This is a genomic window from Halorubellus amylolyticus (assembly GCF_034808145.1).
GTDB lineage: Archaea > Halobacteriota > Halobacteria > Halobacteriales > Natrialbaceae > Halorubellus.
Genome location: NZ_JAXHGM010000015.1, coordinates 1 through 22,074, shown reverse-complemented (window position 1 = coordinate 22,074; position 22,074 = coordinate 1). Strand labels below are relative to the sequence as shown.

The 22,074-nt window shown below is 57.0% G+C and carries 22 protein-coding genes and 4 pseudogenes; 10 read left to right on the top strand and 16 right to left on the bottom strand.

All coding sequences use genetic code 11. The features are described from left to right. Nucleotides 1–159: 159 nt before the first annotated feature. The gene (locus SM754_RS19425; protein WP_304449951.1) at nucleotides 160–504 is read left to right on the top strand and encodes a DUF8013 domain-containing protein; all 345 of its coding nucleotides are present in this window, start codon (nucleotides 160–162) and stop codon (nucleotides 502–504) included. Here the strand turns inward: SM754_RS19425 and SM754_RS19420 are convergent, their stop codons facing one another. Next, a complete protein-coding gene (locus SM754_RS19420) occupies nucleotides 505–651 on the bottom strand; it encodes a zinc-ribbon domain-containing protein (RefSeq protein WP_304449950.1) in 147 nt (48 codons plus the stop codon). A 155-nt stretch (nucleotides 652–806) separates the two neighbouring features. Here SM754_RS19420 and SM754_RS19415 point away from each other — a divergent pair, with 155 nt between their 5' ends. Further along, complete coding sequence (locus SM754_RS19415) at nucleotides 807–1,736, top strand: ImmA/IrrE family metallo-endopeptidase (protein WP_304449949.1); 930 nt, start codon at nucleotides 807–809, stop codon at nucleotides 1,734–1,736. A gap of 124 nt (nucleotides 1,737–1,860) precedes the next feature. Here SM754_RS19415 and SM754_RS19410 read toward each other — a convergent pair whose 3' ends face one another. Next, entirely contained in the window at nucleotides 1,861–2,556 is a 696-nt protein-coding gene (locus SM754_RS19410) for a nucleotidyltransferase domain-containing protein (RefSeq protein WP_152156099.1), read from the bottom strand. Beyond that, the gene (locus tag SM754_RS19405; RefSeq protein ID WP_323677858.1) at nucleotides 2,553–3,224 is read right to left on the bottom strand and encodes a helix-turn-helix domain-containing protein; all 672 of its coding nucleotides are present in this window, start codon (nucleotides 3,222–3,224) and stop codon (nucleotides 2,553–2,555) included. The genes SM754_RS19410 and SM754_RS19405 overlap by 4 nt, the downstream gene beginning before the upstream one ends. Nucleotides 3,225–3,452: 228 nt before the next feature. On the opposite strand from SM754_RS19405, the gene SM754_RS19400 reads away from it, so the two are divergent. Then, complete coding sequence (locus SM754_RS19400) at nucleotides 3,453–4,280, top strand: hypothetical protein (RefSeq protein ID WP_323677802.1); 828 nt, start codon at nucleotides 3,453–3,455, stop codon at nucleotides 4,278–4,280. Nucleotides 4,281–4,337: 57 nt separating this feature from the next. Next, nucleotides 4,338–4,661 carry a DUF6788 family protein gene (locus tag SM754_RS19395; RefSeq protein ID WP_230889828.1) on the top strand — a complete coding sequence of 108 codons (324 nt, stop codon included), beginning with the start codon at nucleotides 4,338–4,340 and terminating at the stop codon, nucleotides 4,659–4,661. A 29-nt stretch (nucleotides 4,662–4,690) separates the two neighbouring features. Here SM754_RS19395 and SM754_RS20645 read toward each other — a convergent pair. Next, nucleotides 4,691–4,832: pseudogene (locus tag SM754_RS20645) on the bottom strand (cell division control protein Cdc6); the annotation flags it as partial. Nucleotides 4,833–5,631: 799 nt separating this feature from the next. Here SM754_RS20645 and SM754_RS19390 point away from each other — a divergent pair. Further along, the gene (locus tag SM754_RS19390) at nucleotides 5,632–7,065 is read left to right on the top strand and encodes a Cdc6/Cdc18 family protein (RefSeq protein ID WP_222609070.1); all 1,434 of its coding nucleotides are present in this window, start codon (nucleotides 5,632–5,634) and stop codon (nucleotides 7,063–7,065) included. A gap of 492 nt (nucleotides 7,066–7,557) precedes the next feature. After that, nucleotides 7,558–8,388 (top strand): IS5 family transposase, encoded by an 831-nt coding sequence (locus SM754_RS19385; RefSeq protein ID WP_323677801.1) that lies wholly within the window; start codon nucleotides 7,558–7,560, stop codon nucleotides 8,386–8,388. 35 nt (nucleotides 8,389–8,423) lie between these two features. Here SM754_RS19385 and SM754_RS19380 read toward each other — a convergent pair whose 3' ends face one another. The 3 genes and pseudogenes from SM754_RS19380 to SM754_RS19370 all read right to left on the bottom strand — a co-directional run. Next, the gene (locus tag SM754_RS19380; RefSeq protein ID WP_323677800.1) at nucleotides 8,424–9,782 is read right to left on the bottom strand and encodes a DUF790 family protein; all 1,359 of its coding nucleotides are present in this window, start codon (nucleotides 9,780–9,782) and stop codon (nucleotides 8,424–8,426) included. Continuing rightward, nucleotides 9,769–11,181, bottom strand: a complete 1,413-nt coding sequence (locus SM754_RS19375) for a DEAD/DEAH box helicase family protein (protein ID WP_230890418.1) — start codon at nucleotides 11,179–11,181, stop codon at nucleotides 9,769–9,771. The genes SM754_RS19380 and SM754_RS19375 overlap by 14 nt, the downstream gene beginning before the upstream one ends. 119 nt (nucleotides 11,182–11,300) lie before the next feature. Next, nucleotides 11,301–11,573, bottom strand: a pseudogene (locus SM754_RS19370) (calcium-binding protein); the annotation flags it as partial. A gap of 46 nt (nucleotides 11,574–11,619) precedes the next feature. Between SM754_RS19370 and SM754_RS19365 the strand changes: the two are divergent. Then, a complete protein-coding gene (locus SM754_RS19365) occupies nucleotides 11,620–12,765 on the top strand; it encodes an ISH3 family transposase (protein WP_323677799.1) in 1,146 nt (381 codons plus the stop codon). A gap of 183 nt (nucleotides 12,766–12,948) precedes the next feature. Here SM754_RS19365 and SM754_RS20640 read toward each other — a convergent pair. The 4 genes and pseudogenes from SM754_RS20640 to SM754_RS19345 form a co-directional block, all read right to left on the bottom strand. Continuing rightward, nucleotides 12,949–13,035 (bottom strand): annotated as a pseudogene (locus SM754_RS20640) (calcium-binding protein); the annotation flags it as partial. A 226-nt stretch (nucleotides 13,036–13,261) separates the two neighbouring features. Further along, nucleotides 13,262–14,353 (bottom strand): tetratricopeptide repeat protein, encoded by a 1,092-nt coding sequence (locus tag SM754_RS19355; protein ID WP_230890416.1) that lies wholly within the window; start codon nucleotides 14,351–14,353, stop codon nucleotides 13,262–13,264. Nucleotides 14,354–14,415: 62 nt separating this feature from the next. Further along, nucleotides 14,416–15,201, bottom strand: coding sequence for a hypothetical protein (locus tag SM754_RS19350; protein WP_442903406.1), 786 nt, complete (start codon nucleotides 15,199–15,201; stop codon nucleotides 14,416–14,418). Then, nucleotides 15,194–15,502, bottom strand: coding sequence for a hypothetical protein (locus tag SM754_RS19345; protein WP_323677797.1), 309 nt, complete (start codon nucleotides 15,500–15,502; stop codon nucleotides 15,194–15,196). Before SM754_RS19345 ends, SM754_RS19350 begins: the two co-directional genes overlap by 8 nt. 225 nt (nucleotides 15,503–15,727) lie before the next feature. Here SM754_RS19345 and SM754_RS19340 point away from each other — a divergent pair, with 225 nt between their 5' ends. Then, nucleotides 15,728–16,690, top strand: coding sequence for a DUF7983 family protein (locus SM754_RS19340; RefSeq protein ID WP_230890413.1), 963 nt, complete (start codon nucleotides 15,728–15,730; stop codon nucleotides 16,688–16,690). A gap of 68 nt (nucleotides 16,691–16,758) precedes the next feature. Here the strand turns inward: SM754_RS19340 and SM754_RS19335 are convergent, their stop codons facing one another. Continuing rightward, complete coding sequence (locus SM754_RS19335) at nucleotides 16,759–17,427, bottom strand: DUF7509 family protein (RefSeq protein WP_230890412.1); 669 nt, start codon at nucleotides 17,425–17,427, stop codon at nucleotides 16,759–16,761. A gap of 112 nt (nucleotides 17,428–17,539) precedes the next feature. On the opposite strand from SM754_RS19335, the gene SM754_RS19330 reads away from it, so the two are divergent. Next, the gene (locus SM754_RS19330) at nucleotides 17,540–17,932 is read left to right on the top strand and encodes a winged helix-turn-helix domain-containing protein (protein ID WP_144262362.1); all 393 of its coding nucleotides are present in this window, start codon (nucleotides 17,540–17,542) and stop codon (nucleotides 17,930–17,932) included. 100 nt (nucleotides 17,933–18,032) lie between these two features. On the opposite strand, the gene SM754_RS19325 is transcribed toward SM754_RS19330, so the two are convergent. The 3 genes from SM754_RS19325 to SM754_RS19315 all read right to left on the bottom strand — a co-directional run bounded on the left by SM754_RS19325 (nucleotide 18,033) and on the right by SM754_RS19315 (nucleotide 21,152). After that, a complete protein-coding gene (locus SM754_RS19325; RefSeq protein ID WP_230890410.1) occupies nucleotides 18,033–18,473 on the bottom strand; it encodes a DUF8160 family protein in 441 nt (146 codons plus the stop codon). Between the two features lie 14 nt (nucleotides 18,474–18,487). Continuing rightward, nucleotides 18,488–19,399: a ParA family protein gene (locus SM754_RS19320; protein ID WP_092818020.1), complete on the bottom strand. Its 912-nt coding sequence runs from the start codon at nucleotides 19,397–19,399 to the stop codon at nucleotides 18,488–18,490. Between the two features lie 445 nt (nucleotides 19,400–19,844). Then, nucleotides 19,845–21,152, bottom strand: coding sequence for a tyrosine-type recombinase/integrase (locus tag SM754_RS19315; RefSeq protein ID WP_230890409.1), 1,308 nt, complete (start codon nucleotides 21,150–21,152; stop codon nucleotides 19,845–19,847). Between the two features lie 320 nt (nucleotides 21,153–21,472). Between SM754_RS19315 and SM754_RS19310 the strand changes: the two genes are divergently transcribed. Further along, a complete protein-coding gene (locus tag SM754_RS19310) occupies nucleotides 21,473–21,904 on the top strand; it encodes a hypothetical protein (protein WP_323677796.1) in 432 nt (143 codons plus the stop codon). A gap of 19 nt (nucleotides 21,905–21,923) precedes the next feature. On the opposite strand, the pseudogene SM754_RS19305 reads toward SM754_RS19310, so the two are convergent. Then, a pseudogene (locus tag SM754_RS19305) lies at nucleotides 21,924–22,074 on the bottom strand (IS5/IS1182 family transposase); the annotation flags it as partial.

The following is a 22,074-nucleotide window of genomic DNA, read 5'->3' as shown; positions in this document are numbered from 1 at the left end:
GCCATCAGATGCAGCTAATCGATCTTCTCACACGCCCTCCGCTTCGTCATCGACGAGCATAATGTCCACTCCCCGCCGGCGTAACACAACGTTCTGTTTTTCGGACCCCCGGAGAGGGCGAGGGCTTCTCCGAAAGCCCTCAGCCTGAGGTGAGCTCCTGTGAGCCAACAACAGACAAACAACGTCTCAATCGACGACATTCCGATCGATATCGACAACACGCAATCAAGCGAGGTCAATCTCACCGACATCCCCGACGAAATCGAGTCCATCACCCGTGGACTCGCCGGTGAGCACCCACCGACGAACCCGCTGGTCGTGCTGAAAGCGGCTCGATGGTGGTACATTCACGGCAAGGGCGGAACGGATCCCGCCTTCCAATGGGCCATCGAGTGGGCGCGCCACCTTGCGACCGACACGCCTAGCGACGTCGAGCGGTTCGACGAGTTCCTCGAGTACCTCGTCTCGATTGGCTTCGCTGATGAGAAGGAAGCACTTCGCTGATCAGAGCTCGTAGTAGGCGACATCCTCAGCCCCACAGCTTGGACACTCTTCGGCGTCCTCTGAAAGTGTCTCCCCACAGTTTCGGCACTCCCACAGGGTCGATGACTCCCCTTCGACGGCCCTGCGGAGTGTACTCAAGAGACCCATTCTGGCTTATCTGATGTACTTGCGGTTGTTAACACCATCCCCTGACAGCCACCCCGACTTGAACGAAGTCGCGGAGGCGTGTTTTTCTGCGCCCCTAAGGGGTGCGGCGCGGCCTGAACTGCCGCAGTCGCCGTGAACTCGATTCGGTGAACACAATGGCTACGACCAGTAACTCGTCGGTCTCCTTTGAACAGACCGACACGCGATCCGACGAGATGAACAGCACCATCGAACAGTGGATTGACGAGCTCGTTGACGACGTCGACGAGGCACAGGCCAGCGCGGAGTTCCAAGAATGGCTCGACATCCAGAGTCGCTTCCACGACTACTCGCATCGCAACACGCTGCTCATCAAACTCCAGTATCCCGAGGCCAGAAAAGTTGCCGGCTACAACACCTGGCGCAATGAGTTCGACCGATACGTCCAGGAAGGCGAGTCAGCCATCTGGATCTGGGCGCCGATCATTGCCAAGCAGTGCCCGGAGTGCGAGAATTCACCCAGTTACCACGAGCAAAGCGACTGTGAGTACGACGAGACATCGCCGGACGAGTGGTCGAAAGGGCTTGTCGGATTCAAGCCAACGGCTGTCTTCGATGTGTCTCAGACCGAGGGCGAACCGCTCCCCGAGCTGGAAACCGAGGCCACAGGTGACGCCGACGACCTGGTGCCAGCGCTCCTTGATGCGGCAGCTACTCTCGATGTCGACGTCCGTGTCGTCGACGCTGCTGAGTGGGAACATAGGGACGCGAAAGGCGTCTGCAAACACCGGAATCTCCACGAGTGCCAACCCGTCGTCGAGGCGAAAGCTCGCCCGAACAAGGCCGACCTCGCGGTCACGTTGATTCACGAATACGCGCACGCACTGCTCCATTTCGATGTCGGCGAGGAGAACGAACGATCGAAACGCGAGGTCGAAGCTGAAGCTGTTGCGTACATCGTCGGGCGGTATTTCGGACTGGATACGAGCGGGTCGGCGTTCTATCTTGCCGCGTGGCAGGACGACGATCCCGAGGTGATCCAGGATCGTCTCGGCCGGATTAGTTCAACCGCGCAGAAGATCATCGGGGCGATCGACGAGGGCTGAACACCCCCTTCCCGGCTGTTAACCAACGCCTTGGGGTACTACCCCACTCTGTTGGTTAATTCGTTCGGCGTCCCGACCCCGTGTGTTTCGATCGGTCCCGAGACATACCCATCGACAGTCGATGTTATCGTTCAGAATCGATTCGGCGCTGCTGGTCACGAAGGAACTCAACGACGGCATCGATATCCTGCTCGGGAACCGTTTGCTGTTCGAAGACCCCTTTGAATGCATCTGCGAAATCCTCCGACGTGAGGCGGTTGAGGACAGTCTCGATGCGACCAGCGAGCTTCTCGGACTCTCCGCGATGCAGATGAGTCGCGATCCGGTCGAAATCCGCGCCAGCAGACAGCACCACTAGATCCCGAGAGTCTGCCTTGCGGCCACTGTGGAGTTTCACCGCGAACAGCAACTCCCGTTCCGGAATCCTGGCTGTTACCGGGCGCCCGGTTCGCAGTTCCTCGGTGACAGAGTGCTGGGCCAGATAGCGATACGACCATTCAGCTTCCGTCTGGCGACAGCCCAGCGCGTCCACCATCGCGTCGAACTGAACCGGATTCCCGATATCTTTCGTAAACCGGATAGTCCGGCCCTCGTAGAGCTCGTTTCGCTCGACATCGGCCGTTTTCTCGTAGCCGCGGTCGGTGAGAAGGTCCGTGTAGTCGTCGACCGCTTGGGCCGGAATGACGACGTCGACGTCCGTGGTGAAGCGTTGATTGAACGCCGCGATCGCCCACCCACCGACGAGCACGTACGGCAGGTCAGCGTCGATGACTGCCTCCAGCGTATCCAGTAGTTCGTCTTCGCGTTCACCGAGGCTCATGCATTGAGACGCGGATCCTCGTGGGACGCGTCGATATCGCGGTCGTACTCGTCGGCGATCATCTCCAACGCCGGCTCGTAGTTCACCCGGTACTTCAACATGTGCTCGATTGCCTCATCCAACGGAATGACCGGATTGCCGTCGACCCACTCGCGAGTGATGTCCCCACTCGTCGGGAACAACACGTACGAAACGGTCGCATCGTAGTCGGTTGCATCCGGCCGCTCTTCGATCCGGCTCGGAATCCCGAACTCATCGAAGAACGCCGTCCACCGTTCGACGTCCTGGTCGCCGACCTGGATGAAGATCGGATAATCATCGTGGCCGCGGGCGATCTGATAGCCGCCGTGGGTCCAGACGTAGACGCCGTCGATTTTCGTGTACGCAAAGGGCATCCCGGCGAAGTGTGGAATGACGTAGCCGTCGTCGATCGAAGGGGGAACAGCGCGAGAGATGGCCGCGACGAGGTCGTAGTAGCGATCCCTGACAGCGTACTTCTCGATGTAGATGCCGTCCTCACGCCGGATGAAGCCTGCGTCCTCCAACCGCTCGATCCAGTCGTAGACCCACGAGTAGGAGCCGTCGATCTTCTGGGCGATTCGCCGGATCGAGTCACCCGGCCGGGCCGCGACCATGATCTTCGCCGCGGTCTCGTCGACGTACTCCATCATCGTTAGTTATCGGTATCGCATCTAACGGTATTAGTCTTGTCCCCCGTATTCCCTATGACGTTATCACTATACAGATATACTATTCTTAGCTCCGGTAGTCCGATCCGGCTCAGCATTCGAGCAGAGGTCAATTAACCAACAGAGGATGCGACTGATCGTTATTCGTTGGTTAAGTTTTTCAGCGCCCGCCGAGAGGCGGAGGCGCACTCCTGTCTCCACCGACCCATGACCGACCGATATCTAACGACTGTTCTCGACGAGGCAGAGCGAGTCGCAGAGCACCACGAGCAGGTCGCCCAATCTTCGGACCATCCGGAACACGAGTATCTCCGGTACGCCGTCCTTCGGCTGCTCGAAGACGAGGGTGACGACACATCGGTGGAAGTACCGCAGATTGACGGCGTGACTGTCGGATACGGGGAGGATAAGGCGATGTACGAGAGCTGGGACGACGACGTCGAGTGGTGGGAGATAATTCCGCCGCAGGCGGAATGTACTCGCTTCCGGATATTCTACCCCGACGAGCACGAGGGTGTCCCGCGAGTCATCGTCGACGTGATGGCAGCACTCGGGGCGTGGTGTGTCTGGACTGGGAGCGCTGCCGCCTGTGGCTCCTACGACCATCGCGATCGGCGGGAAGTCCACTATCTGTGGCCGGAGGGTCATCCGATTGAAGACCTGCTGCAGGATCAGCTCCAGACTCCTCCCGGCGCCGTGGCGTCGGACGGTGGACGAACTGGCGATGTTCGCGACCGGATGGTCGTCACGAAGCACTCGAACCAGTGTGCAGACCTCGAACCGCGAACTCGACGGGCCGTCGACGAAACAATGGCAGTCTCGCTGCTCAAAAAGGGTGGCCGGTACGAGGTGCAGTCAGCCTCGGGGAGGTGGTACGAGGTCGACGTAATTAGCGAATCCTGCACCTGTCCGGACTGGCAGCAACGAGAGCCCGAGGGCGGCTGCAAACACATCCGCCGGGTAGACCACGAAATCAAGCAAAGACGGGTTCCTCGCCCGGACGGTCGACTCCCGACTGAATCGAACCAGGCGTAATTAACCAACAGAGCTATGAATTGATGGCTTCTGTTGGTTAACACGAGGCGACAGCCAATGCCCTACGAGCCACCGACGCCACCGGCAGAACTCCCGACAGACATCGTCAATTCCCTCAACGGGTACGCTCCAGATCAGCTCCAGCAGGTCGCACGCTACGCCGAGGAGCTAGCAGAGCACAAAGCTCGCGAGGCCCGCCTCGAGGAGCAATCAGATGACGACGAAGTCGAGGATCGGCCGAATGACCTCCCGGACGACGTCCCGTCGAAAGCCACAATCACGATCAAGGAGATCAACGACAACCGGTACTACTACTGGCAGTGGCGGGAGGGAGAAAAAATCAAGTCAAAATATAAATCGCCAGTCAATCCCGACGAATAAGACGAACTCTGCCGACATCTCGTAGTAGATCGGTCACTCTGTGGATTCGCGGGTTCGAGAACCTGCTGACAAACTGCGTTGATGATGAGTGACTGCCCCGTCCCTAACGGGCTGTAGAAGCATATTTGGTGGACGATCCCCTTGGAGTGTAGGCCGTAGGTAGGTAATGGATTCTCGAGCGAGGTCCTGCCTCGAGAGGTGGGTGACACCCCCACCCCTTTTTCGAGTTGTAACAGAACAAGGGTGGGGTGGGGAGAGAAAGCCGAAGAAGGCTCAAACAACTCGAATAACCGGTTTTTAGAGGTATCACGCCTCCTTACCCCGAAATTCTACATAGGACTATAAGATGGGAACCTTTATGTCCCATGGTAGCAAACAACATCCGCACTAGGTGGTTCTCACGAACGATACGTAAGGAAGCTTACGTATCCGTGAGTAGTAGGATCGACATGGGTTTGTTCGAGGAACACCGTGAGAATCGCTGTTTGAAGCTCTCTACCGCAGTTTCGTGGTGTTTCGATCTCGTCTAACAGCTCATCTGTCCCTCCCGCTGTTGTGCGTTACAACTCGAAAAAGGGGTGGGGGTGTGAGGACTCTCCCGTGGAGTAGTGGTCAAGCTGGTCTTCGAGGATGGTTCGTGACTTCTCTTGGGTGGGTTCTCAACGGGTGGGCTGAACTACTTCCGACCAATACTATTGATATGACACGACCGGGCGTCAAGAATATCTCGAAACCGTGTTAGAGGCTCCCAATCCGTTACAACTCGAAAAAGGGGTGTGTGGCTAGATTCGATTTAATCTTTGACACGACTATACAACTCGAAATAGGGGTGCGTCTCTGTATCGAAACCGGTTCGACACTTAGAATGAGGAGACTGCCGACTCAGTAACTCCACCGGGTGAATCTTCGAGATTACAAATCGAAATAGGTTGCCTTTACCTATTTATAGTAGGCCCACAGAGGATTGGGTATGGGTGATGAATCGCCGGTTACAGATAACCAGACGGAACAGTCTGAATCTATAACGGAGGTTCCCGGAGAGCACGGAGAGAGTAACTCCGAGGAGTCTACCAGCAGTCAAACTACGCTCGACGATTCTGGTAGCGGGATCTCGATTATGGACGAGCTCCAATCTGAATCTGTTGAGACTGTCTTCGAAAACAAGGATTTGGTTCGTCCGGATACGATAATCGACGAAGATCGGATCGTTGGTCGCGATGAGCAGTTGAAGACCGTCATCACAAATCTCAAACCCGCTCTCCAGAACCACGGCATTCCGGAGATGTTGCTGACTGGGCCGTCTGGAACGGGGAAATCCCTGATTATCCATGCTGTCTGTAAGAAAATCGTCGAGCTGAGTGAGGCTCAGGGAATGCGGTTCGGTGTGTTTTCAATAAACTGCGAGGGCCCAGGTACGACCAGTCGTGCAGTCTATCGTCTCATTCAAGAAGCGACGGCAAATATCGATGAAGAACCGGGTGTTCCCGAGAGTGGGGTCTCGACAGATCAGAAACTCGAGCGCCTGTGGGAAATCATGCGCGAACACTATGACGGCGTAATTTTCGTCTTAGACGAGGTCGACATGCTCGACGGCCCATACTCGGAACCAGAATATAATTCACTCCTTTACCAACTCTCGCGGGCTCGAGACCTCGGCCGGTTTGATGGCCCCGTTTCCGTCACTGCGATAACCAACTACGTCGATTTCATGTCTGATCTCAATAGCCGCGCGAATAGCTCATTCAATCCAGACGAGATCTTCTTCGAGGATTACGACGCAACGCAGCTTCGACATATCCTCCGCAATCGTGAAGACGCCTTCAAGCCTGAGGCTCTCGCGGATGACGTCGTCCCACTCGTCGCCGCGTTCGGCTCTCAGACACACGGTGATGCACGGAAGGCTATCGATCTGCTTCGGTGGTCCGGGGAATTAGCCGATAAACAAGGAGACGAGCGTGTCGAAGAATCACACGTCCGGACTGCCCAGGACCGATATGACTCCGATCGGAAATTACGGCATATCGGTGGACTCTCGACGCAAAAGAAGCTCTGTATCTTCGCCGTTGCTGCGACAGACCACTACTCAAATGCCAGTGTGGACTGGATTCCCGCCGGACCCTCCTACAGCCTCTACCAGTTCGTCTGTGACACTCTCGGAGCTGATTCCTATGGCCGAGAAACCTTCGTGAACCATGTTACTGAACAGGCGACCTATGGCATCCTTGAGTTCGACCGTCGTGGTCGAGGACGGGGAAAAGGCATCCACATGCACTTCGACCTCGCTGAAGACCCTGAGTCGATTATGGAACGAATCCTGGAGGACGATCGTTTTGCTAACCTGGAACAAGAAGAAGAGATGATGCGCTCTATCGCGAAATCGAAAATGAACGGGTTTCTGAACTAGAGTCCCGACTGAGGCTTCCGATTTGACCCCCCCTTTCGTTTACAACTCGAAATAGGGGTGTGTCTCGGATATCGATCTTCGATACGGGAGCGGCCGTTCGCGTTACAACTCGAAATAGGGGGTGTGTTTTTGCGATGTACTCACAAGTGGATGCTCATCGCGATCCGCAGCTGCCTTCATTTCGAGTAGGCAACTGTGGACATCGTCCCTGAAGCTGGAATACCGGATAGATGGGCTGTAGAGGGCGTAGGCGGCATATTTACATCTCGAAATAGGGGTGTCTTACAACACGAAATAGGGGTGTCCACCGCACCCCTATCCCATTTACAACTCGAAAAACGGGGGCTGGTCAGGTCCAGACCGTGATACCACGTACCTGAGTTTCATCGAGTTCTCGTCGAATATCGGTTCGATCGGCCGTGTTGAATCGCCATACAGCAGCGAGGTAGGCCGCTAAACCAAAGGAGTTGAAGCGGGAGAGTGCGGTTGTCTATGACGCAAATCTCCCGCTTCATCGGGGAAGTTGTGCCGGTTGCTCAAAGAGTTACTGGCGATGGAGGCGAATCCGCCGCCCCGGACGGTGGCGGTGGATTCGCCGACTACGCACTCGTTTCCCTCCACTGTCTGCGGATTTACCTCGATACATCGTACCGCATGACGATCGACCTGCTCAAAGAGATGCCACAAATAACTGGGGAGATCGGCCTCGACGCGGCCGATCTCCCCGCGTCCTCCACGTTGTGTAAGGCGTTCGACCGGATCAGCATGAGCGTCTGTCGAGTGCTGCTGCGCCAGTCGGCGCAGCTGCACGGTCTCTCTGAACACGCTGCCATCGACGCTACGTTCTACGACCGCTCACCAGCCAGCCGCCACTACTGCCAGCGAATCAGCTACCGCGTTCAGAAGCTGAAAGTCACGAAGCTCGTCGATACAGCGTCTCAGGCTGTCCTTGACGTTCACTGCTCAACGAATCGGGAAGGAAGCGACGCAGACCTCGCTGAGCAGATCGCCCGCCGGAACGCGGGCGATCTGCGGTCTCTCGCGGTCGATAAAGGCTATGACAAGCAATCGCTTCGTGAAGGATTGCGCGACCTCGGGATCAGACCGCTGATCAAGCACCGCATCTTCGCTCCGTACGACCACGCACACAACGCCAGAATCGACGATAACCGCTACAATCAACGCTCTATGACCGAAACCGTGAACTCGGCTGTGAAGCGCTCGCTCGGCTTCGCCGTGCGAGCGCGGTCATGGTTCCGTGAATTCCGCGAAATCGCGCTGATGTGTGTCGTCTATAACATCAAACGCTTCGTCAAACAGTGAATCTCTCCGCCTTACAGCGATTCAACACAGCCCTTTCAAGCCTGCTCTTGACTCTGTGGCATCTCTGTCGCGTATTGTTCAGCTAAATCGACTACGTCGTAGACGTGAATTCCAGTTTTGAACCACAGCACTCGATCGGCGGCGCTCCCGAACTCCTCGCTTGCACAATCCAGCCGCTCTGAGACAGCCAGCACGAAATTGTCGGCCTCCACCTTTCGAATCTTCTCCAGCTTCGCGTCTAGATACTCGGGTGTCCAGAAGCCGACGATCTCGAGAATCGCACGCCTGCCATCGGGATGCTCGATCGCGAAGTCGGGAATCATCACCTCAGCACCCAGATCGAAGACGTCGTCTTCCCGCACCAACTCCCAGTCCGTATTCGCTCGCTCCCATTTATCGGCGAGCGTCCGCTCCACGTCGCTATCGAACCGCTTGCCAACACTGTAGTGCGAATCGAGGCCCTCTGTGTGATCGAGTGCGAACTGTCGCGTCGCGCCGGCCGTTTCGTCGACGAGAATCTTCGCCGTCATCCCCCACCGGTCACAGAGGGGCAGCGCCGGCAGGAAGTTCGCCATCCGGATCCCGTACTTCTGCGACTTCGAGAACAGCGACGCCGGGCCGTCCAGTACGGCCTCATATCCTACGGCCTGGTCCGTGCTCGCGACGCGCTCACCGTCGGCGTCGATCGGATAGATGCGATGCATCAACCCGAACAGCTTCACGTAGCTGAACACCGTCCCGAAGTGGTCCCACACCCGAATCCGCATTTCTGTGGCGTCGTAGAGCACCGCCTGAGCGAGCGCGAGGTTGTAGCGCGTCAACAGCCAGTCCACGGTGAGGTCCGTGTGTTCGTACGCCGCGTCGCTGCTGCCGGTCAGGTTGGTCGTCGACGTCGACGCATCTTCATCACTGGCGTACTGGTCGGCCGTCCGCGTGCCGATTCGGACGAGTCGCTTGTTGTCTTCGAGATCGGCGTACATCCCTCGATAGCACTCCTCGAGCGACACCCCAAGGTCGTCAGCGACCGCGCTGTACACCTCCAGTTTCTGAGTGTCCTCGCCGAGCGTCGGCTGCCGGACGATCGGATAGCGCTCGTTGGCTTTCTCGAACAACCGCCGGCGGATCTCACGCGGTTCGACGGAGGCGACGACCTCGAATTCACACTCGTCTTTGAGGAGTTTTGCGAGTCCCTGAACGATCTTGTAGTCGGTATCTGCGACGGTCAGCTCGTCAATCGCGTCCTCGAGGTCCCCTTTCGGCTCGCCAAGGTGGTTCTCAAACAGCTGGATGAGTTCTCGCGCGGTCTGTCGGTAGCGCTCCTCGTCGGGATCGATGAACAGCGGCGTGATCGTCTCGTCGGTCGTTCGCGAGCGAGCGAGGTCAGCTGTCAGCACTGGCACTCACCCCCTCCCGGCGGCGTTGCGAAACGTAGGTCTCTATCGTATCCTCGGTGATGATTTCGTAGAGACGGGCGGGCTGGCGGTTGTCCGTCGGTCGAAGAATGCGGCCGAGCCGTTGTGCGTACTGGCGTTTTGAGGCGCTCCCCGAGAGGATGATCCCAACGTTTGCCGCCGGGACATCGATCCCCTCGTCGAGGACCTGCGAGGTCACGAGCATCGAGTATTCGCCGGTCTGGAACCGCTCGAGGATCTCGGTGCGTTCGTCGGTCTTGGTCTGGTGGGTGATGCAGGGGACGATGAACTCCCGAGAAATGTCGTAGGCGAAGTCGTTGTTGGCGGTGAAGATAATCGCGCGGTCGTCGTGATGGCGCTTGATGAGATTGTCGAGCGTGTCGAGTTTCTTCTCCGCTGTTCGGGCGATTCGTTCGGCCCGTTGCTTGGCGATGAGCGCCCGCCGGCCCTGTGGATCGTAGGACGTGCGCTTGAGGAACTCCTGGTAGCCGTCCTCTTTCCAGAGGTCGAACTCGTGGCTGTCGACGTAGTCCCGATAGATCTGATACTCTTCGTCGTACTGCTCGCGCTCGTCGGCCGTGAGATCGACCGACATGTGGATCGTTTCGTACTCGCTGAGATATTCACCGGCGAGTTCGTCGACCTCCTCGCGGTAGACGACCGGGCCGAGGAGCTCCTCGAGGAGTTCGTGCTTGCCGTCGGGCCGCTCGTACGTGGCGGTCAGGCCGAGGCGGTACGGCGCGATCATCATCTCGGGGATCTGCCGGTAGGTCGGGGCCGGTAGGTGGTGTTCCTCGTCGACGACGAGCAGGCCGAACCGGTCGCCGTACTCGTTGACGTAGCGGTAGGCGCTGTCGTAGGTGGTGACGGTGATCGCGGTGACGTCGTGGCTGCCGCCGCCGAGGACGCCGACCGGTTCCGTGAGTTGGTCGCCGAAGGCGTTGGTGAGCGTGGCGTGCCACTGGTTCATCAGGTCAATCGTCGGCGTCACGACGAGCGTACTGACGCCAGCGTCGGCGATGGCCTGCAGCCCGAGGAACGTCTTCCCGCTGCCCGTGGGGAGTACGACACTCCCTCGCCGATCGTAGTCGATCCAGGCGTTGAGTGCGGCCTGCTGGTAGTCGCGCGGTTCGATGTGGAGCGCTGGCGTGAGATCGAGATCGGGATAGGCACGGGCGGCGTCTTCGAGAGTGTGAGCGAAGCCCTCTTGTAACGTTGCCTGCTCGTTTCCGTCCGTCCACTTGCCGGCCCATTCGAGCAGGGATCGATATCGATACGCTTGGGTGCGGTACTCGTCGACGCGGTCGTCCCACTCCGCATAGGGCACATCGTCGGGAGCATTACGGAGCAGGAGCGTGCCGTCGTCGAATTCGATTCGCATTCGATGTTGGTACAGAGATCCCCGACCGGATTCAATATGTGGGTTCCTCGAGTTCCATGGAGGCGTAGGTCCGTCCTTCTGCGGATGCGGGTGGTTCTATTGTTCCGGAGTTACGGTTGTCAGCGATCGAGCCAGTACTGCCAGTCTGCGATCGCTTGGTCCGTGTTACTACTGGCTTCGATCGACTCCAGTTGCTCCAGTGGCACGCCAAGTTCTCTGTCCATCCACTCTATCGTCACGAACATCTGGCTGAGAGTCGGATCTGTCGGGGACATCCCAACTACGCGTACTGTTTCGCCTTCCTCTAGGGGTGACTCCTCTCGCTCGGTGACACAGCGTGCTTCGAACGCGAAGTCCATCGTGTCGTCCAGATACGCGTACCATCCCCACGCTCAGTCGATCACATCGGCTTAGAGAGAGTGTCTGCTTGGAGAGAGTGTGCAACCAAACCAAGCAGACAGCGAGATAGAGGAAGAGCACCTGCTTAATTTTGTCGTCAACAGTCTTGGAGACGAACTTCCGATTAACCTCGCTGAGAACGTGAAGGTCACCTCCGGGAAGTTGTACGAGGTCCTCGCCGGCGCCAGCGCCGGCGGGACCTCGATCAATCACGTCTGCGAGACGACCGATGACTCGCCTCACGCCAATACCGTCCGTGGACACCTGACCGACCAGTTCGATCTTGACACCGTTGAGGCAGCTGGGAACACGCTGCTTCAACGGGACGTCCTTGAGACGCTGCCAGATCGACCGGTGGAGGTCGTCGCCGACCTCCACCTCGATCCCTACTACGGTGATGAGGACGAAACAGAGTCGCTGTATTTCTCGCAGGCGAAACGAGGGACCACGACGTTTCACGCCTACGCGACACTCTACGCACGCGTGCAGAACAAACGGTACACGCTGGCGGTCCGCCAGCTGGAAGCTGGCGAGACCACTAGCGATTCCCTCGAAGAGTTCCTCACACTGCTCGACGGCCTTGACTTGCGCGTCAAGGCCGTCTATCTCGATCGCGGCTTCTACAACAGCAGTTGCCTTGAGCTGTTGCAGGCTCGCAACTACGCGTACGTGATGCCGATCGTCAAGTGGGGCGAATCGATTCAAGAAGAACTCAGCAAGGGGTGGAGTCGTGTGATCGAACACGGACTCGCTGGGCGAGTCCGGTTCCCTGTGTTCATCGACTGCGTCTACCAGCAGGGACGGTACGACGAACACGGGGTGGCGCGTCACGGCTACGCCGCTGACGCGCCGTTCATCGAGACACCACGCGATGCACGAATCCACTACAGCAAGCGTTTCGGCATCGAAGCGAGCTACCGATTAGCCAAGCAGAGCCTCGCACTCACGAGTTCGCGAGACGCTGGACTTCGACTCCTGTTGTTTGTTGTGAGTCTGCTGCTCCAGAACGTCTGGCGGTATCTTCACTGGATGTACGTGGCGGCGCCCCAGCGTGGGGGGCGCCGCCTCTGGCCGTGGTCGTTCAGAGAGTTCTGTGAGATGGTGGTTCGCGGTGCTTGGACAGCCCTCGGAGTCCGTAGGGCTGTCCCAGCGAACCAACCACTGGACGGACGGTTCTTCCGATAAGCCGCCCCGTTTGGGGCGTCTCGTGAGTGGAAACACTGTCGCGTCGGCGGCGAATCGCCGCCGACAGCGACGGTCCAATGCCGAAAATCACCAACACTAGCTTTTCGAGACGATCTGGTCACAGTTCGCAGAGATTCGGCGCTTAGAGGTCGAGATTATCCGGCTGCCGATGTGATCGACTGACGCTTGCTCTTCAGGGCTGTAAGTATCGACGATGATCCGCATCTTGATGCGCTCTTCCCGGTCCTCGTCCTTCTCGACCCGCGTCATGCTGACCAATACGCATCCTGACTTCAAGATGTTCGGGGAGGCCGAAACCACCTATCGACCGATGCAGGACGCGCTCAATCCTGGCCGTAGAACAGATCCAAGTCGCTGGACGAAGTTAACCAACGAATGCCCGATGGATCTGTACACTGTTGGTTAAGCTGGAGGATAGGATTGTCTGATGACGAACGTCGACGGCTTACGGCGTAAGTCAGTCGACAGAGACCACCTATTCCTCTTGTGCCTCGGACGAGTCCACGTCAGCCAATCGGCGTTCGAGTTCGTCGATCCGGTCAGAGGCGGCTGATGGCTGTTCGAGGGAACCTTCGGCGTTTAGGGCCTGTTCGTACAATTTTACGGCGTGTTTCAGCTCTTCGGCTGTTAGCCCGTCAACTTCATCCTGCCAGTAGCTATCCGCGAGTTTCTTGTACGCCCAGGGATCTTCGGGATAGTCTCGAATGAGCGTCTCGAACTCATTTCTGCTTTCGTCCAGTCGTCCTAGCTCTGTCAGCGAGTCCGCGATGAAGTGGCGGAAATCAAGGAGTAGCTCGGCAGGTGCATCCGGAAACCGGGTACAGACCTCCCGACAGAATTCGAGGCGTCGCTCGTGATAGGTCGGATCGTCCGCTGCCAGGGTAGCAAGGTCGTTGTTGACCGACCGCAGGAATGCTTCGAGCGAGAGCACATTCGGGAGGTGATCGTCAGCCCCCTCGAGTGTCGTGATGTCGTCCGGCGTGACGGCGATAATGGTCTCCCAGGCAGTCAGCCACCGCTGGCAAGCTTCGGCGTCGCTGCCCTGCTCACGGAGGTCTCGGCCTTCCTGTACCAGGTCGTAGATCCGTTCCCGATAGGGGAGATCGGGTGCCCACCGGCTCCAGAGCACTTCAGCCGCCATCCAGATGAAATCCTGATCGTACCCCGACGCGTCGATATCGTGATCGTCTTCCCACTGGTCAGCAAGTGCTATCGCGGAGTCAACCTCGGCCGCACGGTCACGGAACGACTCCTCAGTCGTATCGATACCGTGCTCGGCAAGCTTGTCCCGAATTTCCTCCGTCGACAGGGCCTGCACGTCATGTAACTCCCACCGATCATCCGACTGGCGGTCGGTCGCCGCGGTCATGCCTACCGCTTCCTCTGTGTCTTGCTGGGCACGGGTGGTATCGTCTTTGTTTTCTTCGAGGTCGTGATCGTCGATATACTGCTCAACCCGCTTGGTGTCGATCCGACCGAGTTCGTCGGACTCGTGGTCTTCGTAGAGATGCTTGCGGATCTCGGATTCGTCCGCGAAGGATCGCTCACAGTACGGACAGTTGGGCATTGACTACGTGTTTGAGGAGTCGGGTGAAAAAGAGCGGGACAACTGACCGCTCGTGGCCATTACTAGGGTCGTTTCTCGTCGATGATCGCGGCTGTCTCGGTCGTAGCGATCGGCTCACGTTCCTTGAGGAAATTCTCAATCTCGTCTCCACTGTACACCTCCTTGACGATGCAGTAGTAGTGTGAGGGAGTCCCGAAATCGTAGACCATGCTGAGTCTGTCGCCGTCCCAGAGTGTCGCACGTTCGGCGACGTCAGCAATCGTTACCTCGCTTGCGGTCGTGTATGAGGGGTCTCTGACCTCGGTAAACTGCTGATCCGGGATGACGTTGAGTGTCGAATCCATATACTCGTCTTCGAGGCCGTACATGCGAAGATGGAGGTCATCGAGCGTCGTGAACCGGCAGACAAGTGCATCGAGTTCTGCCATCGTCGTTTCGGGTCGGACGACAATGTCGTACCACTCTTCGCGGGCCCGGCCCTTCTGCTTCCACCGGAGACGGTAGCCGACTGTCCCGATGCGTTCGTCGACGTCATCGCATTCGTGCTGTTCTCCTCGCTCAGCGTGCTCTACTACCGCTGTCCAGCAATACGAACATACCTGGTCAGGCGCATCACCTTCGAATGCCGTCTTGTCGAAACCTTTCCAGTCGGCGTAGTCTCGAAGTGTGATATACTCGCTTGTGGGTGAGCGCGTGCTTCGATTACACAGCTTCTCGCCCGGTAACTCCCGTCGAGATGAATACGACGGTCCGCTTGCTGGGTCGGCTTCCAGATCGACGATGTGATCGACGGTCCCGACACGGCTCACCTCAATGACGAAGCGGTCTGTGGTGGCTGTCTCAGTCATGGTCTCCAGTGCGAACTGCATTGGTAGTCGCCAGCAGTTCATTGAGGAATGCTGTGATGAGATCATCCGGGTCGCGAGGAAGGCCGTCTGGTGGCTCTTCCCAGAGTTCGACTGTAAATTCCCACGCTTCCGTTGCCTGTCCCTTACTGGCGATAACCATCAGAATCGCGTGCTGATAGATCGCGATCGTCCGCTGGTCGTCGACGTCGAGATATTCGATTGCGGCTGCCTCGAGTGCTGTCGGGAGATTCACCGGCTCATCCACCGTGCAATGCTGGACCGGCTCATTCTCATCCGTCATAGCCGATTTTACTACCCGTTCGTACAAGTATGCGCGTGGCTTCGGCGACAGCTCGTCCGCTTCGCTGTTGATGCGGGTATGCGCACCGACAGTATTGATGAGTTGCTCAGAGAGTGGATCGCTATCGGGATGTACGCCAGTTCGTGGATCCCTGTCGCCAGCTCTGTCCACCCTGCAATCTGGAGGAACTGGGGATTTTAAGCTCTCAGCAGCGAGAGTATAGATATGTCGTTCAGCGGGAACTGGCACACACTCCTCGAAGCGGCCGAGGAGCTTTCTCCGGAGGCCACTCTCATCACACCGCTTTCACACACGCAGTTTCGTATCACCGATATACAGGAACACCGCATCATCATCGAAATTCTGGATTCGGACGATTCTCAGCCGCTCCAGCGCGACCAGTTCGAAACGCTCTATCGCCGAGTCCAGGATGCGAGTGGCGGCTTTGAGCTTGACCGCCTTCCGCCGGATGCCGAACCCTATGCTGCCGTACTAACGCTTCATCCGCAATTCGAGATTGACGAGGACGCTGGGATCCTCGTCGAAACAGACGCCCCGACTGCAACCCAGGTGATTGGTGAGGGGCCTACCGAGACTGACGATAGAACTGAGCCGGATGTCGGCGTCTATGCTGATGCGCTCCTGTTGATCGATGAATTAGAACGCCACGATCTGACCAGCATGGACACCCTGGATACGGAGACACTCATCGACCTTTACACGCTGCTCTCGGACGTGCAACGTGGCGCGAACGACCTTCGGAAAGACATCGCCGATACCCTCCTTGATCGAGTGCATCACGACCAGCCAGTTCATGCCCAGTACGGCTCCGTCCAGCGAACTTCGCGACGCTCGAAGTCACTGAAGGACGAGACAGAGGTCCTCGCTGCGTTGGAGGACGCTGGTATCGATCGGGATCGTGTCCTCGGCGTAGACCCGGACAAGGTTGATGACGCACTTGACGTGACTGACCTCCACGAGCAGGACGTCTATGATATCGACGAGCGGGCATACGTTAGGAAAGCCGACGTCAACGAAGACGTGAAAGAGACGCGATTGCAGGGATTAAAAGACCGACTCGCGGCCACTGACAGCGAGGAAGCAGATGTCCTCCGCAGCGAGATCGAAGACTTGGAAGATCGAATCGACGAACTCACGAGCTTTCGAACTGGTTCCGAGGTACAATGAGATCGCTCTCGGGTGACTCTCGCAGCAGCTCCGGCGAAGAAGTCTTCTCGGGGTGACCACGAGTCCGATCAATCCAGACGGTCGAGCGAGCCATAGAGCTCCTCGTTCTGAATGTGGGTACAGAACTGTGCGCAGAGCCGACAGCAGTCCGCGGCATCGGTGAACGTCCGAACACTGGCGTCCCAGCGCGCGTGGACGGCGCCAAGCATCGCACTTCGAACCGATGGTTCGGTTGCGACCATAACCCGTCGTGCACGCGTAGGTGGCGTTGCATCGGCTGCCGGCCCCTGCATTCCAGCTGTTGATAGAATATCCTCGAGGACGCTCCCGATCTCGATCCCGACACCGAGATTATCGCCGACCTGTGGAGCGATGAAGATCGTTGCATTACTCGCCTGCGCAAAGGCGATACTCTGTGTGGCGGCATCCATCTCGTCGAGCGGAATCCCGACGTCGATTGCGAGAAAGGCATTAAACCCGCGGTCGCGGAGGCAGTCCCGCGTCTCCTGGAGGAGCCGCAAGACCTCGTCTTCGGCGTACTCGCCGCTAGTCTCGTCCCACGTCGCAAATGACGGGGCATCGGTTTCGACATCGGCATCCGCCGGCAGCAGCGCGTCGACGTCGAATGTCCGGTATGGGCCCATCAGATAGACGAGAAACTGTTCCCGCCGGACTGGAGCGAGCGCATCTGAATCACCGGCGGCACGGGCGAGATTGTTGATAATCCGTTGCCGCATTCGACTCGTCGATTCGGAACGGTAGTATATAAATATCGGTGCTTTCAGGAATATTCTAGTCGAGAACGACTAAGTACGTGGCGTCCCAACGTAAGACCTGAGGCACCCTCAAATGTCCGAAACCGATCGCCAGCCAACAGAGGAGGTTCGCCAGCCGGAGCCGCCCCTTCCCGAGGATAGCGGGCTGACACTCGAGGAGTATCTCGCCATGCAACAGGCGATCGGCCACCCGACGCGGTTCCGGATCCTCCGCACGCTCGTCGCCAACGACGAACTGAGTGCTGCCGATCTCAAGGCCACGGTCGATGTCGAATCCCACAATTTTCACTACCACCTCGACGAACTGGTCGATGTTGGGCTTGTCGACAAGCGCCAGCGACGGACCGCCGACAGCCAGGGCTTCTATACATACTATCGGCCGACCGCAATGGGCCGCGGCATCCTTGAGCACGGTGTCGAGGAACTGATGCGCCGTGAACGCGAGTTCAACGACGCTTATTCGTAAGCTGTCGTAGGGTTTCTGTCTCGATCGGTAATCCAGTTACCCTCTCGGATATTGATGCTGGAAAGTCCTCACATCATTCAAGATTCTGTGAATCAGTGATTCACTGATCGGCGTCTTCCTTGGCGAGTTCGCGAATCATCTCCTTCGTTTCCTCCTGGTGCTCGCCGAACGCCACCTCGAAAACACCGCGGTAGAAGTGCTTGTTTTTCTCCAGCGTGATGTCCTCGCGTTTGAGCTGCTTTTTCAGGCGAGTGAACGTGATCTCGATGTCCTCGCTTTGCTCCGGTTCAACGTATATCGTGGCTGAATCCCAATCTTCGCGGATGTTCAGCGGTTCGTCATCTGTTTCTCCTGCCTCACTGGTCGACGAATCAGTATCGGTCGTGGATGTGGCTCTCTGCTGATCTGATCGATCCTCGGTTGCTGCCGCAGTTTCACGATCCTGTTCTTCCGATTCCTCCGACGTCTCTGTGGTCTCCTCGTCTGCGACCGCGTTCTCCTCATCCACCTCGTCTGAGGGATCCTCGAACCGCTCGTCCATTCCCCGGGGCATTCTTACGCCTCCACCTGCGTTTTGTCAAACGCTCGTTCCATCGTCTCCGCAACCTCCAGGAAGAGGTCGCGCTCTACTTGCTGGTCGTTCGCGTCTTCCCATCCGAAAATATCTCGTCCGTTGTCCCACGCACGCTGGATTGCTACTCGCATCGGGAGTTTGAAAATCGGTGCCATCGACGCGAAGGACTCGTCGAAGGAGTTGAGGAACTTTTGCGACTGACCGTCGTCCCGGTACATGTTCGCCAGGAGTCCAACGATTGCGATCTCAATCTGCTGGTTGTCCTCGATGGACTCCAGCTGGTCCCACAGATCGTCAAGTGCATCCCGTGATGTTGCTTGGGTCTGTGCAGCCAGGAAGACGTTCTGAGCCGCGATGAAGGCCGCGTCCGTCAGGACTGAGAGGTCGGGAGGGCAATCGACTACGATAAAATCGTAGTTGTATCCGTCGTCAACCATCTCTTCGAGGGCGAGTTTCAGCGAGAGACGAGCATTCGCATCGTCCATCCAATCTCGAGCAAGGCCCATGTCCTTGTGACTGGGAATCAAGTCGAAGTTCAGATGGTCGTACTCATCGGCTTCGATCACGATTTCTGAAAGACTAGTATCGTGCGTGCGCGGATTGTCGACGAGTACGTCGAGTAGGTTCTCGTCATCGGTGACTAGTGTGTTGGGGAGTTCGTTCTTCGGGCTTGATGGATCGTTGTCGTCGCCCGGACCCAGTCCAAGCCCTTTCGTCATGTCGGCCTGTGGGTCCATATCGATTGCAAGAACATCGTGGTCGCGAGTGGCCAGCGCCGCGGCACTGTTGATCGTCGCCGTTGTCTTTCCTGTCCCGCCTTTCTGGTTGCCGAAGGCGATCGTGGGGATGCCAGTCGATGGTGTGACGCCCCATCCACGAGGTGTCTCGGTCATAGTTCGATCATTGATTCAATGACTCATAAATCCATGTCAGACACTCAGTTGTATCTCTCTCAATGCGATTCTGTCGGATATCAGCGCTTGAGGGCCTAAGAGCTATGATTGCCTCTTCCCCGAGCACTGTCTTTGAATCATTGACTCACAAACTCAATGATTCACAACGTCAAAATTTCATTGATTCATTGATTCAGTGATTTCGTGATGCGGGTCTGGTGTTCCTGAATCCTCGATTCAATGCTTCAGACACTCACTGATTCAGTGATTCAATGATTCTATGAGTCGGTGAATTGACTCTCTCCATGATGGCAAATGACGCTATAGATCATGGACTCTTTGATTCTTAACTTCCAGAAGTCAATACTTCATTGACTCTGTGACTCATTGATTCAGTCACCAACCGAGGACAGACATTTGGAATAGCTCGACAGATGGGTTGATGTTACGTTCTCTCTCCGAAGGCTGCGTTAAGTTGGTCTCGCATGAATTCTCGTCGGACTCGGCGAGCACGCGAGTCAGACAGGTAATTTTGCATCACTACCCGAGGATCGCTACTACCTTGCTCTGCAGCGATTTCGTCAAGACCTTCGAGAACGCCTTCGAGGACTGCTGTATAGGTGTCGTACCAGAATCGACGACAGAGCTGTGGACTCGGTCGTTCACCCTCGATCCGCTCGGGGAGATCTGCTTCCAATGCAAGATTTTGGAACCAATTCCGGATTGTATCTCGGGTCACGTACGGCGTTTCACCCTGAGAGGAGGGGAACAGGTATCCAGTCCACGTATCGTCTTCCGCTAGCTCGTCGATTCGGGAGTCGAGAACGTCCATTCCGTACAGGAGAGACACCTCACCGGGCCCGTTCTTGCGACTCTCGAACGTAATGAAGGGGATGTCGTCTTCGGGAACGTCACGGTGGAACTGCGATACATGGAGTGCGGCGACCTCACTTGCACGAAGTCCCCAGCCAGCTAACGCCACCACGAGCAGCTGTTCTCGCGTTGTCTCCGACGCCTGCATCAGTTTCCGAATCTGATTCGCTGAAAGCGAAGGTGTGGGTGAATCTTCGACTTCCCACTTGAATTCGTCGTAGAGGCCGCTCGCAGGGTTCATCGAGGCAACCCGTCGACCGACTAGATGCTGATACCAGGCGTCGACGACGCGCCGCACACGCTGGAGAGTCTGGGCACTGTATTCGCGTTTAGTTCCCTCGTTCAACCAGTCGAATGCTGCATAGCACGCGTCAACGGCTTCGTAGTCTGGATTCTCTTGATCTCGTTGAATCGGTGTAAGGAGGTCATCTGTCCCGTTTGCCTCTCGATAAGCACGGACGTAGAGATTCAGTCGCGTTCGCAGCGCGTCGACGGACGACGTCGCAAGGCTGTATCGTGATTTCCGCCGGTTGAGGAACTGTTCAAGGGCGTCCAATGTTGCATCATCCGTCGTTGCCCATGTGTAGCCCTCTTCATCACCACCGAGCTCGAGGTCCTCGTTCCAGAACTCCCCGAATGAGCGATCGTGATGGCGGCGGAGAGCCGCGAGGAATGACCGCGCATCGTGATCCCGAAACCACTGGTGGGTCGGCTTCTCGCCTCTCGGATCGATACCCTCTGCTTCAACGCAGGGGGCAATCTCGTCCCAGTACAGGTCCGTGAAGTCCTCGAGCGAGCACGAGGTCCATCGGACGCCATCGAATGATGGCACCCGCTCAGCGTCGGTCTTGCCCTCCTGCTCGGCATCCGACCGACTCATTGTACCGATCTCTGGGGGACTTGACCGTCCGAAATTGGATTGGTGCAGAATTCGGTTAGAAACCTGGTCGCGGCCCAGTATGGCGATTCTAAGAGTGGCATATTCGAGTCGTTCAGCGTTTCAATCGGATTCCTTATCAGTTTGTGGGTTAGGCAGACCAATTCAGTCTGCTAAACCCACGCAAAATTGTGCGATGAAATGAGCAGTGGGAATAAACTATATGCCGCTATACACATATCTCGGGGGGATTGAAATTGAGGTCACAACATGTCATATTCTCCGATAGACATTTGACCACGGCTATTATTGAATTACAAAATATGGTGGATGTCGAGTCTGTTGCCGTATTCAGTTGCGAAATGGGCGAGGAAATCGAAAATCCGGCCCCAGATCTTGTTGGTACGCTTGATGAGGACGATCTAGCTACTGACGCTGGTGCAGAAGCCGAGCGGATTGTCGCAAGCATGCTGCGGGACACACTCGGGCGACGTTACAATAGTGACGACACGAAGAATGCTCGCAACCACATCTTCACGGATGCTGCTCGTAGTGCATCGGTAAATCTTGAGGATGAGGACCGTACGACTGTAGAATTACTCGAAAGAGTTCGAGATGGGAGTGACATCGAAAGTGTTGGAGAGTCTCTTTCCCAGCTCTACCTTAATGAAGCACGCTCTGTATCGGATCTTCTCATTTATACTCAATTTAGCGAGTACGACGAAACCTTCGCTGCGATTCTAAAGACTCCCTGAGGGTGTCATAGAACTCTTCTCACACCGTGATGATCGTACTTCCCGGATTGTCTCCACGTTCGTAGTTGGTGATAGCGACGACGAGGCGAAGGCACAGGGCAACAAACACCTGCGCCCGTGCGTGGACGCGGCCTCGGGCGTGCGTTCGCCCGAGGCCGCAGTCCTTCACT